The following is a 15,996-nucleotide window of genomic DNA, read 5'->3' as shown; positions in this document are numbered from 1 at the left end:
TCCAGGACACAGGAGATCTCCGTGTTCAGATCCGTCCCCGGGTCCGTGCGAAGGCGCCGGATACCGAGAGTTCTCACCGCGGTCGCGCTCGTGGCGACGACCGTGACCGGAATCGAGATCGCGGCGCAGACGCCGGCGAGCGCGCAGACCGAGGCGGTCGCCGCGCTCCCGGCCGGCCCCACCACCGTGGTCAACAAGGGCAGCGGCAAGTGCGTCGACGCCCGCGCGGCGGCCAGTGCCGACGGCACCGCCGTCCAGCAGTACAGCTGCAACGCCAGCACCGCCCAGACCTGGCGACTCGTCGCCACCAGCGGCGGCTACTACCGGGTGAACAGCGGCCTCGACGCCACCAAGGCGTGGGACGTCACCGACGTGTCCACCGCCGACTCCGCCGCCGTCCAGCTCTGGACGTACTCCAGCGGTGCCAACCAGCAGTGGCTGCCCGTCGCCGAGGCCGACGGCGCGTACCACTTCGTGAACCGCAACAGCGGCAAGTGCCTGGACGTGCCCAGCGCCTCCACCGCGGACAGCGTGCAGCTCGCGCAGTACACCTGCAACGGCACCGCCGCGCAGTCCTTCACGCTCGGCGGTGGCACGACGAACCCGCCCGGCACCCCAGACTTCGGCCCGAACGTGACGGTGTTCGACCCGTCGATGTCCGCCTCCAGCATCCAGTCCAAGCTGGACACGGTCTTCGCGCAGCAGCAGACCAACCAGTTCGGCGCGGCCCGCCAGGCACTCCTGTTCAAGCCGGGTACGTACAGCGCCAACGCCAACGTCGGCTTCTACACCCAGGTCGCGGGGCTCGGCCTCTCCCCGGACGACGTGACCGTCAACGGCTCCGTGCACGCGGAGGCCGACTGGTTCCAGGGCAACGCCACGCAGAACTTCTGGCGCGACGCCGAGAACCTGTCGGTCAACCCGACCGGCGGCACGGACCGCTGGGCCGTCTCGCAGGCCGCCCCGTACCGGCGCATGCACGTGCGCGGCAACCTCGCGCTCGACGACGGCGGCTGGTCCAGCGGCGGCTTCATCTCCGACACGAAGGTCGACGGGCAGATCCGCTCCGGCTCGCAGCAGCAGTTCCTGACCCGCAACTCCCAGATGGGCAGCTGGTCGGGGTCCAACTGGAACATGGTCTTCGTCGGCGACCAGGGTGCACCCGCCCAGTCCTTCCCGACGTACACCAACGTGGTGAGCACCCCGACGATCCGCGAGAAGCCGTTCCTCTACGTGGACGGGGCGGGCGCCTACAAGGTGTTCGTGCCCGCGCTGCGGTCGAACGCCGTCGGCACCACGTGGAGCGGCAAGACCCCGGCCGGTACGTCCCTCCCGCTCGACCAGTTCTTCATCGTCAAGCCCGGCGCCACCGCGGCCGACATGAACGCGGCCCTCGCGGCGGGCAAGAACCTGCTGGTCACCCCGGGCGTCTACCACCTCAATCAGACGCTGAACATCACGCGCCCCGACACGGTCGTGCTCGGCATGGGCCTCGCCACCCTCGTGCCGGACGGCGGGATCACCGCGATCAGCACCGCCGACGTGGACGGCATCCAGCTGGCGGGCCTGCTGATAGACGCGGGCACCACCAACTCCCAGACGCTCGTACGGATCGGGCCGGACGGCTCCTCCGCCAACCACGCCGCCGACCCCATCCAGCTGTCCGACTTCTTCGTCCGGATCGGTGGCGCCACCGTCGGCAAGGCGACCAACTCCCTGGTCGTCAACAGCGCGAACACGGTCATCGACCACACCTGGATCTGGCGCGCCGACCACGGCAACGGCGGCACCGTCGGCTGGACCAGCAACACGGCCGACACCGGGCTCGTCGTCAACGGCGCCAACGTGACCGCGTACGGCCTCTTCGTCGAGCACTTCCAGAAGACCCAGGTCATCTGGAACGGCAACGGCGGCCGCACGTACTTCTTCCAGAACGAGATGCCCTACGACCCGCCGAACCAGGCCGCCTGGATGAACGGCAGCGGGAAGGGATATCCCGCCTACAAGGTCGCGAATTCCGTCACCAGCCATGAGGCATGGGGACTCGGCAGCTACTGCTACTTCAGCACCAACTCCAGCGTGGTCGCCGACCGCGCCTTCGAGGTGCCGAACGTCTCCGGGGTCAGGTTCCACGACATGGTGACCGTCTCGCTGGGCGGCACCGGCACCATCAGCCACGTCATCAACAACACCGGGGGACCGTCCAACTCCAGCTCCAACGTCGCGTACCTGACCAACTACCCGTAGACCGCAGGGAAAGGAACGACCGGCAGATGCACACCATCAGATCCGGATCCGCCCGCACGGCCCTGCGGATCCTCCTCCTGCTCGCCGCCCTGTTCGGGCTCGCGGCACCGCCCGCCGCACAAGCGAGCGCCACGGCGGCGGCCCCCTTCAAGGTGCTCGGCCTCTACAGCGGCACCTGGGACGCGGCGCACATCGACTTCGAGAAGGAGGCCAACGACTGGCTGCCGAAGCAGGCCGCCGCGAACGGCTTCACCTACACCGCCAGCAACGACTGGAACCTGCTCGCCAACGGCGGCGTCAACGCCTACCAGGTCGTCCTGTTCCTCGACGACCTGCCGCAGACCGCCGCCCAGCGCACCGGATTCGAGCAGTACATGCGCGGCGGAGGCGCCTGGATGGGCTTCCACGTCTCCGCGTTCACCACGGACGCGGCGAGCTGGTCCTGGTACCACAACCAGTTCCTGGGCAGCGGCACCTTCAAGTCCAACACCTGGGGCCCGACCTCCGCGACCCTCAAGGTCGAGGACCGCACGCACCCGTCCACCGTGAACCTGCCCGCCACGTTCACGTCGTCGGTCAGCGAGTGGTACAGCTGGTCCAACGACCTGCGGCAGAACCCGGACATCAAGATCCTCGCCTCGGTCGACCCCAGCAGCTTCCCGCTGGGCACGGACCCGAACCAGTCCTGGTACAGCGGCTACTACCCGATCCTGTGGACCAACACGAAGTACAAGATGCTGTACGCGAACTTCGGCCACAACGCGATGAACTACGACACGAACACCCGTACGTCGTCGACGTTCGCCAGCGCGACGCAGAACCGGTTCCTGCTCGACGGGCTGAAGTGGCTCGGCGGCGCCGGCGGCACGACCCCGCCGGACGACACGCTCTCCGAGACGGCCTGGTACTCCCTGAAGAACATCGGCAACGGCACCTGCGTCGACGCCCGCGCGGCCGCCACGGCCAATGGGACCGCGATCCAGCAGTACGCCTGCAACGGCACCCAGGCGCAGCAGTTCCGGCTCGCCGCGACGGACGGCGGATACCGGCGCGTCGGAGTGCGCCCGAATCCGCAGCAGGTCATCGACGTGACCGGCGTCTCGTCCGCCGACAACGCGCCGCTCCAGCTGTGGGCGTACACAGGCGGGCAGAACCAGCAGTGGCTCCCCGTCAAGGAGGCCGCCGGGAGGTATCACCTCACCGCCCGGCACAGCGGCAAGTGCCTCACCGCGGCGGCCGCCGCCACGAACAGCGCGCAGCTCACCCAGCGCGCCTGTGACGGCTCGGCCGCGCAGAGCTTCACGGCGACCACCGGCTGACGCGTGACGCACATCACGGTGCGGGGCGCCTGATGAGGGCGTTCCGCACGTGATGTCCGACCCAACGGTTAGCCTCGTGTGTCATGAAACTGCTGCACACGTCCGACTGGCACCTGGGGCGCGCGTTCCACCGAGTGAACATGCTCGGTGCCCAGGCCGCGTTCATCGGCCATCTCGTCGACACCGTGCGCGAGCACGACGTCGACGCGGTGGTCGTGTCGGGCGACGTGTACGACCGGGCGGTGCCGCCGCTCGCCGCCGTGGAGCTGTACGACGACGCGCTGCACCGCCTCGCCGACCTCGGCGTACCGACCGTGATGATCTCCGGGAACCACGACTCGGCGCGCCGCCTCGGCGTCGGCGCCGGACTGATCGGCCGCGCCGGGATCCACCTGCGGACCGAGCCGAGCAGGTGCGGCGACGCGGTCGTGTTGAGCGACTCCCACGGGGACGTCGCGTTCTACGGGCTGCCGTATCTCGAACCGGCCCTGGTGAAGGACGAGTTCGGGGTCGCCAAGGCCGGGCACGAGCAGGTGCTCGCCGCCGCCATGGACCGGGTCCGGGCGGACCTCGCCGAGCGCCCGGCCGGGACCCGCTCCGTCGTCCTCGCGCACGCCTTCGTGACCGGCGGCGCGCCCAGCGACAGCGAGCGCGACATCACGGTGGGCGGCGTCGCCGCGGTCCCGGCCGGGATCTTCGACGGCGTCGACTACGTGGCGCTCGGCCACCTGCACGGCAGCCAGCGCATCTCCGAGCGGGTCCGCTACTCGGGCTCCCCGCTCCCGTACTCGTTCTCCGAGGCCGACCACCGCAAGAGCATGTGGCTGATCGACCTGGACGGCGACGGCGCGGTGACCGCCGAGCGGATCGACTGCCCCGTGCCCCGGCCGCTCGCCCGGATCCGCGGCGACCTGGACGACCTGCTCGCCGACGCCTCGCTCGTCGGGCACGAGGAGTCCTGGGTCGAGGCGACCCTGACCGACGCGATCCGCCCCGACGACCCCATGGCGCGCCTGTGCGAGCGGTTCCCGCACACCCTCAGCCTGCTCTTCGACCCGCGCAGGACCGAGACCGAACCGGACGCCAGCTACGCCGAGCGCCTCAAGGGGCGCGACGACCACGAGATCGCGGAGGACTTCGTGACCCATGTCCGGGGCGCCGGGCCCGACGAGGACGAGCGGGTGGTGCTGCGCGCCGCGTTCGACGCCGTGCGCACGGACGATGTGGTTCGCGAGGTCGCCCGGTGAGGCTGCACACTCTCCACATCACGGCGTTCGGCCCCTTCGGCACGACCCAGGAGATCGACTTCGACGCGCTGTCGTCGGCCGGCCTCTTCCTGCTGCACGGCCAGACCGGCGCCGGGAAGACCTCCGTCCTCGACGCGGTCTGCTACGCCCTGTACGGGTCCGTGCCCGGCGCCCGGCAGAGCGCGGCCGGGCAGGGGCAGAGCCTGCGCAGCGATCACGCCGAGCCCGGCGTGCGCACCGAGGTCCGCCTCGACCTGACCGTCGCGGGGCGCCGCCTCGAACTGACCCGGCAGCCGCCGTTCGCCCGCCCCAAGAAGCGCGGCACGGGATTCACCACGGAGAAGGCGCAGAGCTGGCTGCGCGAGTACGACGCCGTGGCCAAGGAGTGGAAGGACCTCAGCCGCTCCCACCAGGAGATCGGCGAGGAGATCACCCAGCTGCTCGGCATGAGCAAGGAGCAGTTCTGCCAGGTCGTGCTCCTGCCGCAGGGAGACTTCGCCCGCTTCCTGCGCGCCGACGCCGAGGCCCGCGGCAAACTCCTGGGACGGCTCTTCGACACGCGCCGGTTCGCCGCCGTGGAGCAGCGGCTCGCCGAGGACCGGCGTGCCGCGGAGAAGCAAGTGACCTCCGGTGACGCCGAGCTGCTCGCCGACGCGCACCGGATGCAGCAGGCCGCGGGAGACCTGGTGGAGCTGGCGCCGGTCGACGCGGCACCCGGCGACCCCGGCGTGGCGGAGGCGGTCCTCGGCTGGGCCGCCGTCGCCCGCTCGACGGCACGCGAGTCCTACACGCACGCCCATCTCGCCCTGGGCGCCGCAGAGTCGGCGCGCGTGGCGGCACAGGGCGACCTGACCGACGCCCGCGAGACGGAGCGCCTGCAGCTCCGCTTCGCCCAGGCCGAGGCCAGGGCGGCCGCGCTCGCCGCGCAGGAGGACGAACTCGGCGCGGTCCGGGAGCGGATGGAGCGCGCACGGAAGGCCGAGACGGTGGCCCCCGCCCTCGACCTGCGCGAGGCCGCGCAGGCGGAGCACCGGGAGGCGCTGCGCGAGGAGACACGGGCGCGCGGCGAGCTGCGGGCGGAGAGCGGCGACGGCGCGGGGATGCTCGGAGGTCCGGGCCTGATCTCGGGTGCCGACGCCGAGCCGATGGCGGGGACGCTCGGGGACGTGAGGTCCGGGGTGCCGGGCGGGCCCGGAGACGCGGCGCCGGGCGACACAGGTGCCCCCGCGGCGGAGGCGAGCGCCGACCCGGCCCCCGGGGCGCCCGCCGAACCTCCGGCGGAGGCGCTCGCCGACGCCGGTCCCGGGGTTCTCGCCGAGGCCGCACGGCGTGTCGCGCAGGAGCTCGGGGGGCTCGACGCGGCGCGCCGGGCCGAGCGACGGCTGGCCGGGCTCGCCCAGGAGCGCGCGGGCGTCGACCGCGAGGAGCGCGCCGACACCGAGCTGATCGACGAGGCCGAGCAGTGGCTCGCCCAGTGGGACGGCCGCCGCACGGACCTGCAGGCCGGCGTCGACGGCGCCCAGGAAGCGGCGACCCGGGCCGAGCACCTCGCGGGACAGCTGGAACCCGCGCTGCGGCAGGCCCGCGCCGCACGCGAGCGCGACCGGCTCACCGAACAGGCCGGCACCGCACGGGCCGAGGCCCTGCGCACCCGGGAGGAATCGGCGCACGCCCACGAGCACTGGCTCGGCCTGAAGGAACAGCGGCTGCGCGGCATCGCCGCCGAACTCGCCGAGGACCTCCAGGACGGCGCTCCGTGCGTCGTGTGCGGAGCCACCGAACACCCGGCGCCCCAGCGGAAGTCGGCCGGCCACGTCGACCGCGCCGCGGAAGAAGCCGCGCTCGCCGCCTACCGCGCGGCGGAAGAACGCCACACCGACGCCGAGCGCCGCTCCGGTGTCGTCCGCGAGGAACTGGCAGCGGCGAAGGCCGCGGCCGGAGATGCCCCGGCCGGCCAACTCGCCGACGCGGCGAGCGCGTTGCAGGAGCGACACGCCGAGGCCCGCACCGAGGCGTCCACCCTGCACGCCGCCCGCGAGACACTCGCCCGCGCCGAGAGCGAGCACGAGCGCAGGCTCACCGCCCGCCAGGAAGCCGCCACCCGCGCCGCGGCCCGGAGCTCCCTGCGCGACGCGCTGGAGCGCGAACAAGCAGGCCTGCAGAGGGAGTTGGCGCAGGCGCGGGGCACGGCGGCCAGTGTCGAGGCGCGCGCCGTCCAGCTGGAGCGGCTCGCCGAGCTGCTCGGCACGGCGGCCGAGGCGGCCCGCGCCGTCGAGGACACGGCGCAGCGCCTGAAGGTCGCGGACGCGCGACTCGCCGACGCCGCGTTCCGGGCCGGCTTCGACACGCCGCAGGCCGCGGCCGCCGCCCAGCTCGACGACGTACGGTACCGGGAGCTCCAACACCGCCTGGACGCATGGCAGTCGGAGCGGGCGACGGTCCGCGCGGTCCTCGCCGAGGAGGACACCGCCGCGGCCGCCCGCGGGCCCGCCGCGGACGTCACCGCCGCGCACACCGCCGCCGAGGCCGCCGACGCGCGCGTCCGGGCCGCGGGCTCCGCGCGGGACGCGGCGCAGCGCCGCTGCGCCGAGCTCGACCGGCTGTCCCGGCGCGCCGCCACCGAGGCCCGCCGCCTCGGCCCGCTGCGCACCACGTACAACCGGGTGGCCCGCCTCGCCGCCCTCGCGGCGGGCACCTCCGCGGACAACGAACGCAAGATGCGTCTGGAGTCGTACGTACTCGCCGCGCGCCTCGAACAGGTGGCGGCCGCTGCGACCGCGCGCCTGCGCCGCATGTCGTCCGGGCGCTACACCCTCGTGCACTCCGACTCCCTCGCCGGGCGCGGCCGTTCCGGCCTCGGCCTGCACGTCGTCGACGCGTGGACGGGCCGCGAGCGGGACACGGCGACGCTCTCCGGCGGCGAGACGTTCTTCGCCTCCCTCGCCCTGGCCCTCGGCCTCGCCGACGTCGTCACGGACGAGGCGGGCGGTGTCCGCCTCGACACCCTTTTCATCGACGAGGGCTTCGGCAGCCTCGACGACCAGACCCTCGACGACGTCCTCGACGTCCTCGACTCCCTGCGCGAGCGGGACCGCAGCGTCGGCATCGTCAGCCACGTCGGGGACCTGCGCCGCCGCGTCCACGCGCAGCTGGAGGTCGTGAAGGGGCGGGACGGATCGGTGGTGCGACAGCGGGGGACGGGTGACGGGTGACGGCTGAGGGAGCGGGGGGCCGCTGATGTCCCCGGCCGGGGCCTCAGTGCCCGAGCGCCCGCCGGGGCAGCGGTGACGAATACACCACGCTCGTCGTCACCGAACCGAGCGTGCCGATCTTCCCGGACACCTGCTCCAGGTGACTCATCGACCGCGCAGCGACCTTGATGACGAAGCAGTCGTCACCGGTGACGTGATGGGCCTCCAGGATCTCCGGCGTCGCCTCGACGAGGTCGTGGAACGGCTTGTAGTTCCCGTTGGGGTACCTGAGGCGCACGAACGCCAGGATCGGCAGCCCCAGCCGCTCCGGCACGACCACGGCGGAGTACCCCGCGATCACCCCCGCCTCCTCGAGCCGGCGCACCCGCTCCGTCACGGCGCTCGCGGACATGGACACGGCCCGCGCCAGCTCGGCGTAACTGGCGCGGCCCTCGCGCTGGAGGACCTCCAGAATGCGCCAGTCCGTGGCATCGGGAACGTACGACGGTGACCCGGCAGGGGAATCGGCGGTCATGAGCGAGAGCTAACAGGGAAATCCCCGGCCGATCAAGAGGGACGCCGGGGATCGCCCCTTCAGGAAGGCGATCGACGACCGTAGATTTCTGGTCAGGGAGAGCGGGCCGGATCGCACCGGCACCGGAACCCGCCCGCCCCATCGCTCCAGGGAGGCCACCATGAGCACCACGACGACGATCACGACGACCACTACGGCTACGGCCGCCACGACGACCGCCGCCACGACGACCGCCGCCACGGCGACCGGCAACCCGGTCCTGCGCGTAGCCCCCGCGTCGCCCGCCGCCGCGGCCGCGTACTTCGGCGCCGGTCTCGCCTTCCACGCCGACGTGTCCGACGTCGCCGCCGCCCTCGCCGCCGACGGCGACCCGGGGTTCGTCGTCGTCGACTCGCGCTCCACCGCCTCCTGGGACCAGGGGCACGTCCCCGGCGCGATCCACCTGCCGACCGCGCTCATTCCCGAGCAGGCCGAGCGGCTCCTCGACCGGTCCGTGCCCGTCGTCACGTACTGCTGGGGACCGGGCTGCAACGGCGCGACCCGCGCCGCCCTCGCCCTCGCCGAACTCGGCTTCCAGGTCAAGGAGATGCTCGGCGGCTTCGAGTACTGGGCGCGCGAGGGCTTCGCGTACGAGACGTGGGAGGGGCCCGCACAGAAGACGGCGGACCCCCTCACGGCGCCGGTCGACGCGGACGACTGCGGCTGCTGAACCGGTGAGCTGCGGCTACAGCTTCGAGAGCTCGTCCACCAGGTCGTCGAGCCCCAGCGACCCCTGGGACAGCGCCGCCATGTGCCACGCCTTCGCGTCGAACGCGTCACCGTGCGCCGCCTGCGCGTTGGCACGGCCGAGCAGCCACGCCCGCTCGCCCAGCTTGTAGCCGATGGCCTGCCCGGGGATCGACAGGTAGCGGGTCAGCTCGCTCTCCACGAAGTCCGCGGGACGGCTGCTGTGCGCCCCGAAGAACTCCTGCGCCAGCTCCGGCGTCCACCGCTCACCCGGGTGGAACGGCGAGTCCGCCGGGATCTCCAGCTCCAGGTGCATGCCGATGTCGACGATGACCCGGCAGGCACGCATCATCTGCGCGTCGAGGTAACCGATCCGCGTCTCGGCGTCCGTGAGATAGCCCAGTTCGTCCATCAGACGCTCCGCGTACAGCGCCCAGCCCTCCGCGTTGGCCGAGACGATGCCGACCGTCGCCTGGTAGCGCGACAGGTCACCGGCGACGTGCGCCCACTGCGCGAGCTGAAGATGATGGCCGGGCACGCCCTCGTGGTACCAGGTCGACACCAGGTCGTAGACGGGGAAGCGGGTCTGCCCCATCGTGGGCAGCCAGGTGCGGCCCGGCCGCGAGAAGTCGACCGACGGCTCCGTGTAGTACGGCGCCGCGGGGCTGCCGGCGGGCGCGATGCACGACTCCACCTTCCGTACCCGCTCGGCGAGTTCGAAGTGGGTGCCGTCGAGCGCGTCGATCGCCTCGTCCATGAGGTCCTGCAGCCACTGCCGGACCTCCTCGACGCCCTCGATGTGCCGCCCGTGCTCGTCGAGATGCGCGAGCGCCACCCACGGCGTCCCGGCGCCCGGCAGGATCTTCTCCGCTTCCGTGCGCATCTCGGCGAGCAGCCGGTGGAACTCGCTCCAGCCGTACGCGTACGCCTCGTCCAGGTCGAGATCCGTACCGTTGTAGTAGCGCGACCAACGCGCGTAGCGCTCGCGGCCCACCACGTCCGGCGCGCCCTCGACCGCGGGCGCGTACACGTCCCGCATCCAGTCGCGCAGCTCCACGGTCGCGGCGTCCGCGGCGCCCGCCGCCTCGACGAGCGACCCGCGCAGCGCCTCGGGTCCCGCGGCCACGAACTCCCCGAACCAGCCCTCCCATTCGGCGAGCTGCCCGATGAACGTCCGCGTCGGCCGCGGCCCGCCGTGCAGCTTGCGGTCGAGGCCGAGCGCCAGCGTCTCCCGGTACCCGGCGAACGCCGCCGGGACCGCACGCAGCCGCTCGGCGACCGCCGCCCAGTCCTCCTGCGTCCCGGTCGGCGTGATCGTGAAGACGTCGCGTACGTGATGGACCGGCGACCCCAGGTTGGAGACGGCGCGCAGCGGCTCCTCGGCGTCGTGCACGGCGAGCTCGGCGGTCAGCCGCTCGCGCAGCAGCCGGGCGCAGCGCCGCTCGACGTCGCTGTCGGCGCCGGGCAGCCGCTCCGCCGCGTCGAGCCGCGCCAGCGTCTCCCGGGCCAGCGCCGCGAGCGCCTCCACGCCCGCGGGGGAGAGATCGGGCAGTTTGCTGTGGGAGGCGGGGACGCCGAGGTACGTGCCGGTGACCGGGTCGAGAGCGACCAGGGCGTCGACGTAGGCGTCGGCGACCTGCCGGGGCGTGTGCGAGATGTCTGACATGCGGACATCCTCGTACGGGTCAGGGGCCCGCGTCACCAGGGTGCGCCGGGGGAGTGCCGCCCGGCGGCAACAACGGGCCGCACTCCCACTGCTGGAAGATCAGCCGGGTCTCCACCCGCGCCACCTCGCGCCGTGACGTGAACGCGTCGAGGACGAGCCGCTGCAGATCCGCCATGTCATGGACGGCGACATGCACCAAGTAGTCGTCGGGGCCGGTGAGATGGAAAACGGTGCGCGCCTCGGGCAGCGCCCGGATCCGCTCCACGAACGGCCCGACCAGCTCCCGCCGGTGCGGCCGCACCTGCACGGAGAGCAGGGCCTGCAGCCCGCGACCCAGCTTCGCCGGGTCGACGCGCAGCGCATGCCCGAGGATCACACCGCACCGGCGCAGCCTGCTCACCCGGTCCAGACAGGTGGAGGGCGCGACACCGACCTGCGCGGCGAGATCCCGGTACGTCGTACGGGCGTCGTTCTGCAGCAGCCTCAGGATGTCGAGATCCACCGGATCGAGTACGACGGAATCGGTCATCCGCCGAACGTAGCACGGGAGTTGAACCGCATCCCCGGGCTGTTGTTCAGTCTGCTGCCCATGGAGCACACCATGGACCACGACGAGAACGTGTCGTACCCCCGCGCCCGGGCCCTCGCCACCGAAGCCGTGCACGCCGGCCGTGACGACCTCGCCGCCCTCGGCCTGCACGCCCCGCCCATCGATCTGTCGACCACCTATCCGTCCGCCGACAGCCGGGCCGAGGCGGCGCGCGTCGACGCGTTCGCCGCCGACGGTGTCCTCGACGGCGGCCCGCCCGTCTACGGCAGGCTCGGCAACCCCACCGTCGCCCGCTTCGAGACGGCGCTCGCGCGCCTCGAAGGCACGGACGCGGCGGTCGCGTTCGCCAGCGGCATGGCGGCCCTGACCGCGGTGCTTCTCGTACGCCGTGCAGCGGGCCTGGGCCATGTCGTCGCGGTCCGCCCGCTGTACGGGTGCAGCGACCATCTGCTCGACGCGGGCGTGCTCGGCACCGAGGTGACCTGGGTAGATCCGGCCGGGATCGCCGACGCGATCCGTCCCGACACCGGCCTCGTGCTGGTCGAGTCGCCCGCGAACCCGACACTCGCGGAGGTCGACCTGCGGGCCGTGGCCCACGCCTGCGCGGCCGTGCCGCTGCTGGTCGACAACACCTTCGCGACGCCCGTGCTGCAACGGCCCGTCGAGAGCGGGGCCCGGATCGTGCTGCACAGCGCGACGAAGTATCTGGGCGGGCACGGGGACGTCCTGGGCGGAGTCGTGGCCTGCGACGAGACCTTCGCGCGGCAGCTGCGCAAGATGAGGTTCGCGACGGGCGGCGTCCTGCATCCGCTCGCGGGCTACCTGCTGCTCCGCGGCCTGTCGACCCTGCCCGTACGGGTGCGGGCCGCCTCGGCGACCGCGGCGGAACTGGTGCGGCGCCTGACCGGCGACCCGCGCGTCACCCGCGTCCACTATCCGCGCGTCGGCGGCGCGATGGTCGCCTTCGAGGTCGCAGGGGATCCGCACGCGGTGACCGCCGGGGTCGAACTGATCACTCCGGCGGTCAGTCTCGGCAGCGTCGACTCGCTGATCCAGCACCCGGCGTCCATCAGCCATCGGGTGGTGGCCGAAGGTGATCGGCGCGCGGCCGGGGTGAGTGACCGGCTGCTGCGGCTCTCGGTCGGTCTGGAGGACGTGGAGGACCTGTGGGCGGACCTCGACCGGGCGCTGGGAGAGGCCGGGCCTCGTAGACTCGCCGTATGTTCAAGTCACGCAAAGCAGGACGAGACGATTCCTGGGACGGGGTCGTCGTCGACAAGTCCCGCGGGATGACCGACGGGTCGAACATGTACCACTACGTCGAGATCCGCTTCGCCGACGGTGCGTCCGACAAGGTCCGGATCGACCGCCAGCTGTGGAAGTCGGTCGAGGCCGGCGACCGGATCGTGAAGCGACCCGGCGCCGACCCCGTCAAGGAGTAGCTACGCCTGCGCGTCCTGCTCGTACGGCAGCCGGGACGCCACCGGTGTCGCGTCGAGCCGCGCCGTGATCACGAGGGTGCCCTCCTCGATCTGGTAGTCGAGCGGCAGGCCGAGGCCGCGCATCGCCGCGACCATCCCCGTGTTGGACGCCTGCGTCACCGCGTACACGCTCTCGCAGCCCGCCTCGACCGCCATCGCGACCAGGCGGCCGAGCAGTTCGGAGCCGACACCGCGGCGCTGCCAGCCGTCCTCGACGAGCAGCGCGATCTCGGTCTCGTCGCCGTCCCAGAGCAGGTGGCCGAGGGCGGCGATCCGGCCCGAGGCGGTCTGCGCCGCGAGCGTGCGGCCGAAGCGCGGGCTGAGCAGGTGGTTCAGGTAACGGTCCGCGTCGCCGACGGGACCGTGGTAGCGCATGCTCAGCGTGCGCTGCGAGCACCGCTCGTGCATCTCCTTGGCCGCCGCCACGTCGGAGGGGTCGGCGCGGCGCACCGTGATCTCGTTGCCCTCGGGGAGCGTCAGGACGTCCTGTCCGCGCGGGACCCGCGGGCCGAGCCGCGTGTCGAGTTCCACCAGGGCGCGGGCGCGCGCGAACTCGGTCGGGGTGAACGGCAGATACGGCCGCTCCACCGTGATGAGGCCGCCCTCCGGCGTGCGCAGGCGCAGCTCCGTGTCGTCGAAGCCGCCCTCGACCGGGGCGGCGCCCGCGGCCTTGGCGGGCAGCGACCTGATGGTGCAGCGGCCGAGCAACTGGCGCAGTGCCAGCGGGAGTTCGGCCGCGTCCAGCGCGGTGCGCGTGGCGAGGCCCAGGATGCGGGTCGGGGCGTCCACCAGATCGTGGGTGTCGGCCCGCTCGATCCAGGTGTCGCAGCCGCCGGCTCGTGCGATCGCCCGGGTCAGCTCGGCCGCGGTGGCTTCCTGCGGGGCGCGCAGCAGGAACTCGTCGACGGTGCCGTCGGCCAGCGGGTGCGTCTGCAGGCTGAGGATGTCGACCCGTCGGTGGGCCAGTGCCGTGCACAGTGCCGCGAGCGTGCCGGGCTCGTCGCGCACCGTCGTCCGCATCCGCCACAGCACGCTCTGCTCGGGGCGCAGCGGTGCCGCTTCCTGCCGCCCGGTCGCCGCCCCGTCCTCGTCGGGGCCGGTCGGCCGGGCGCCGGTATCCGCTGTCGGTGGAGCGTGCTCGTGGCGGCGTGGCCGCCACGAGGCGGCACGGGTGACGAGGCCCTTGATCCGGGCGCGGGCCGGGCGGTCGTGGTTCACGGGCGTCACATCAGACATGTCTGGACTCATGCATCCACTGTGAAGGAGTGGTGTTGCGTGATCACGAACGATGTGTGTCCGATGGGTAAAGACTACTTATGCCGGGTTTGTCGTCCGCTGACCTGGGAGGATCCAGGTGTTCTACTGCCCGACCCGGCCCGGCTGCAGCGTCTGCGTGAACAGAACGTTCCCGCCCTCCTGGCGCAGCCGCACCGTCAGCTCCCCGCTGCCGCCGTCGATCTCGACCTCGCCGAAGTACGGCGGCGTCTCCATGGGGGAGGTGTTCGCCCGCGACGGCGCCTTGATGAACACCTGCCGCGGACCGAACGTGCCGTCCAGCTTCGTCGCCTGGAACCCGCCCGCGGCCAGGGGTCCCGACACGAACTCCCAGAACGGCTCGAAGTCCTGGAACGCGGCCTTCGACGGCTCGTAGTGCTGCGCCGACGTGTAGTGCACGTCCGCCGTCAGCCACAGCGTGCCGGTGATCCGCCGGTGCTTGATGTGCCGCAGCAACTCGGCGATCTGCAGCTCGCGGCCGAGCGGCGCACCCGGGTCGCCCTGCGCGACCGCCTCGAAGTTCGTGGCGCCGTCCGCCACCACGAGCCCCAGCGGCATGTCCGATGCGATCACCTTCCAGGTCGCCCGCGACCGCGACAACTCCCGCTTCAGCCACGCCAGTTGCTCCGCGCCGAGGATGCCCGTCGTGTCGTCGGGCTGCCGGCCCGGCGAGTTCGCGTTGCGGTACGCGCGCATGTCGAGCACGAACACGTCGAGCAGCGGCCCCTGGTGCAGGACCCGGTACACCCTCCCCTCCGAGTCCCCGGGCGGCAGCGTCGAGACGGGGAAGTACTCGCTGAACGCGCGCAGGGAGCGTCCCGCGAGCACGTCCGCGTTCTTCTCCGTGTAGCGGTCGTCGGCGAGGATCTGGCCCGGGTACCAGTTGTTGTGCACCTCGTGGTCGTCCCACTGCGTGATGGTGGGGACCTGGGCGTTGAAACGGCGCAGGTTCTCGTCGAGGAGGTTGTAGCGGAACGCGCCGCGGAACTCCCCGAGCGTCTCGGCGACCTTGGACTTCTCCTCGGTCGTCACATTGCGCCACACCCGTCCGTCGGGCAGCGTCACGCTGGGCAGGATCGGACCGTCGGCGTAGATGTTGTCGCCGCTGCAGAGGAAGAAGTCGGGGTCGAGGGCGCGCATGTCCTCGTAGACCCGGTAGCCGCCCCGGTCCGGGTTGATGCCCCAGCCCTGGCCGGCGATGTCGCCCGACCACAGGAACCGCACCCCGCCGCGGCGCCCGGCGGGCGCGGTGCGGAACGTGCCCGGCACGGGCTCACCCGTGCGCCGAGGATCGTCCGGGTCGGCGAGCACCACCCGGTAGTGGACCTGCTCGCCCGGCGGCAGGCCGCGCAGCCGCGTCGTCCCCGTGAAGTCGGTGTCCGGGCCGACCAGCGGCCCACGCCATCTGGTCACCTTCTTGAACGACTCGGTGGCGGACGTCTCCACGACCATCCGCGCGGGCCGGTCCGCGCGCACCCACACGAGACCCGAGTGCGCGCCCACGTCACCGACCTGCACCCCCCAGCCGGCCTCAGGACGCCCCGACAGGGCGAACGCGGGCGCCGCGACGCCGCCGACCGCCGGCAGGGCGAGCCCCGCCGACGCGGCGAACGCGCCGCGCAGCACTCCTCGGCGGCCGGGCAGGGGACGTGACGGACGGTGCGACATGGACGCCTCCAGTGACGGCTTCGACGGCGGTGCGGTGCCATGGCCACACCTACGGTGACGTCACGACGCGCACACGAACCCCAAGTGAACA

12 protein-coding genes are annotated in these 15,996 nt (G+C 72.5%); 7 read left to right on the top strand and 5 right to left on the bottom strand.

Annotated features, from left to right (window positions below):
• Positions 1–90 precede the first annotated feature (90 nt).
• From B072_RS0123705 to B072_RS0123690, 4 genes are all read left to right on the top strand, one after another.
• A complete protein-coding gene (locus B072_RS0123705) occupies positions 91–2,247 on the top strand; it encodes an RICIN domain-containing protein (RefSeq protein WP_018532473.1) in 2,157 nt (718 codons plus the stop codon).
• 26 nt (positions 2,248–2,273) lie between these two features.
• On the top strand, positions 2,274–3,566 hold the full coding sequence (locus tag B072_RS0123700; RefSeq protein WP_018532472.1) for a ThuA domain-containing protein: 1,293 nt from the start codon (positions 2,274–2,276) through the stop codon (positions 3,564–3,566).
• Between the two features lie 83 nt (positions 3,567–3,649).
• Complete coding sequence (locus B072_RS0123695) at positions 3,650–4,813, top strand: exonuclease SbcCD subunit D (protein ID WP_018532471.1); 1,164 nt, start codon at positions 3,650–3,652, stop codon at positions 4,811–4,813.
• Positions 4,810–8,025, top strand: coding sequence for an AAA family ATPase (locus tag B072_RS0123690; RefSeq protein ID WP_018532470.1), 3,216 nt, complete (start codon positions 4,810–4,812; stop codon positions 8,023–8,025). Before B072_RS0123695 ends, B072_RS0123690 begins: the two co-directional genes overlap by 4 nt.
• Positions 8,026–8,068: 43 nt before the next feature.
• Here B072_RS0123690 and B072_RS0123685 read toward each other — a convergent pair whose 3' ends face one another.
• On the bottom strand, positions 8,069–8,539 hold the full coding sequence (locus B072_RS0123685; RefSeq protein WP_018532469.1) for an Lrp/AsnC family transcriptional regulator: 471 nt from the start codon (positions 8,537–8,539) through the stop codon (positions 8,069–8,071).
• Between the two features lie 160 nt (positions 8,540–8,699).
• On the opposite strand from B072_RS0123685, the gene B072_RS0123680 reads away from it, so the two are divergent.
• A complete protein-coding gene (locus tag B072_RS0123680) occupies positions 8,700–9,248 on the top strand; it encodes a rhodanese-like domain-containing protein (protein WP_018532468.1) in 549 nt (182 codons plus the stop codon).
• Between the two features lie 15 nt (positions 9,249–9,263).
• On the opposite strand, the gene B072_RS0123675 is transcribed toward B072_RS0123680, so the two are convergent.
• Both B072_RS0123675 and B072_RS0123670 read right to left on the bottom strand, forming a co-directional pair.
• Positions 9,264–10,931, bottom strand: coding sequence for a DUF885 domain-containing protein (locus B072_RS0123675; protein ID WP_018532467.1), 1,668 nt, complete (start codon positions 10,929–10,931; stop codon positions 9,264–9,266).
• 19 nt (positions 10,932–10,950) lie between these two features.
• A complete protein-coding gene (locus tag B072_RS0123670; protein WP_018532466.1) occupies positions 10,951–11,460 on the bottom strand; it encodes an Lrp/AsnC family transcriptional regulator in 510 nt (169 codons plus the stop codon).
• 60 nt (positions 11,461–11,520) lie between these two features.
• Between B072_RS0123670 and B072_RS0123665 the strand changes: the two genes are divergently transcribed.
• Both B072_RS0123665 and B072_RS48765 read left to right on the top strand, forming a co-directional pair.
• The gene (locus B072_RS0123665; RefSeq protein WP_078506565.1) at positions 11,521–12,774 is read left to right on the top strand and encodes a trans-sulfuration enzyme family protein; all 1,254 of its coding nucleotides are present in this window, start codon (positions 11,521–11,523) and stop codon (positions 12,772–12,774) included.
• Entirely contained in the window at positions 12,771–12,923 is a 153-nt protein-coding gene (locus B072_RS48765; protein ID WP_018532464.1) for a DUF7489 domain-containing protein, read from the top strand. The genes B072_RS0123665 and B072_RS48765 overlap by 4 nt, the downstream gene beginning before the upstream one ends.
• Here B072_RS48765 and B072_RS43920 read toward each other — a convergent pair whose 3' ends face one another.
• Positions 12,924–14,210, bottom strand: coding sequence for a GNAT family N-acetyltransferase (locus tag B072_RS43920; protein ID WP_051127280.1), 1,287 nt, complete (start codon positions 14,208–14,210; stop codon positions 12,924–12,926).
• 111 nt (positions 14,211–14,321) lie between these two features.
• Complete coding sequence (locus tag B072_RS0123650; RefSeq protein WP_026246218.1) at positions 14,322–15,905, bottom strand: alkaline phosphatase D family protein; 1,584 nt, start codon at positions 15,903–15,905, stop codon at positions 14,322–14,324.
• Between the last annotated feature and the right edge of the window lie 91 nt (positions 15,906–15,996).

This window comes from Streptomyces sp. HmicA12, from assembly GCF_000373565.1.
In the GTDB taxonomy this organism is placed as follows: Bacteria; Actinomycetota; Actinomycetes; order Streptomycetales; family Streptomycetaceae; genus Streptomyces.
The sequence above is the reverse complement of the archived record's forward strand: the minus strand, read 5'-3'. Positions and strand labels throughout refer to the sequence as shown.